Annotated in this window: 1 protein-coding gene; it reads right to left on the bottom strand. The window is 55.8% G+C overall.

All coding sequences use genetic code 11. The features are described from left to right. Window positions 1-478 precede the first annotated feature (478 nt). Window positions 479-1093 (bottom strand): hypothetical protein, encoded by a 615-nt coding sequence (locus tag HMPREF3036_RS10875; protein WP_062334456.1) that lies wholly within the window; start codon window positions 1091-1093, stop codon window positions 479-481. Window positions 1094-1284: the final 191 nt, after the last annotated feature.

Below are 1284 nucleotides of genomic sequence, written 5' to 3' on the forward strand. Positions count from 1 at the left end.
CACCGCTTCCGCCAACAATCGTTGCGGCAGAAGACTTCCGAGGAAGTCAGTGGCTTTTGCCCCAATTTTTGCCCCAATTTGCTCAAGAAAAAGCCCCGAAGGAGGTCCCTCGGGGCTTTTTTTGCGCTTTCAGTCTAGCGCCCGAACAACATAGTTTCAAGCGTCTCCTGAGACGCGCGCGGACGGGAGTGGCAAGCGAAGAAAAAGCCCGTCACCAGAAGTCTGTGACAGGCTGCGGTTTGGTGCCGATTGGCTCTTGGCTAGGGGGTGGCCTCGCGGAGCTTTATCGCTTTCGCGCACTTCGTTGCGTATTGGTCTGCGCCCAGCCATTCGTCTATGATTTCCTTTCGCCAAAACAAGCCGCTGGGGAAGCGCTTCCCTTGTGGAATAATGCGCTTCGCGACCCACCTGTCCACCGTTCGAGGGGACTTGCCGCCTAGATACTCACCGACCTGTTTTTTGTTCAACCATCCTTCCATCATTCTCCTCCGTTTTTGAATTTTCCAGTCTCTTGAAGCTCGCCAAGGAAGGCGTCATCTTCTAGCTCCCATTGCCTGACTTGCTCGTAATGCTTGCCGAGGATGAAGCGCTCGTGCGCCTCTCTCAAGCCGGGCGTCTCGTCCAACGTCTCATGCGTGTTGTGCTTGAGCACGTTGATCAGCGCTTGACGCTCGTGCTCGTAGGCGTACTCCATGAGGTCCTGCGCAACGATCAATCCGTGTTTTACAGGCTCAAGATTTGCTGGCGGGATCGGTTTGCGGTGATTGCGCAGGCGGGCGCAGACGACAGTCATGAAGGCCGCGTGCTGGATGTCCTCGAGCAAATCCTGCTCGACCACGCCGAGACACTTGTGACAGAGCGCCCCGAGCATTAGCGTGCTGCTGATCTGGTTGAAGTCCGAGTAGTCCGTAGTGGTCGGCCAACGCTCAAGCGCGAAGAAACTGAGCGTGAATGCCTCGAGCAGAGAGTCCTTCTCCTGAAAGCCAAGCAGCCAACCAAGCTGTTCACAGCGTCGTCGTTGGCGGGTTTTCTGGTGCTCGAGACTAGCGATTGTCCTGCGCGCGTCGTCCGCGTCCTTGAACTTCCCGCGCACGAACTTCTTTCGAACGGCGAGGTCTCTCGCTCGCTGTCCTTTTTTGCGGGGTTTTTTGCTTACTGGCATGTGTGATCAGATAAAAAAAAGCCCTCGGCAATTGCCGAGGGCTGAACAAGAACCGCCCGTTTTGATGATTGGGGCGTAGAGAAATAAATGGTTCATCTCGGAAGTCCGTGGAACGCGGCCTT

Source organism: Sutterella sp. KLE1602, assembly GCF_001578585.1.
GTDB classification, from domain to species: domain Bacteria; phylum Pseudomonadota; class Gammaproteobacteria; order Burkholderiales; family Burkholderiaceae_F; genus Sutterella; species Sutterella wadsworthensis_A.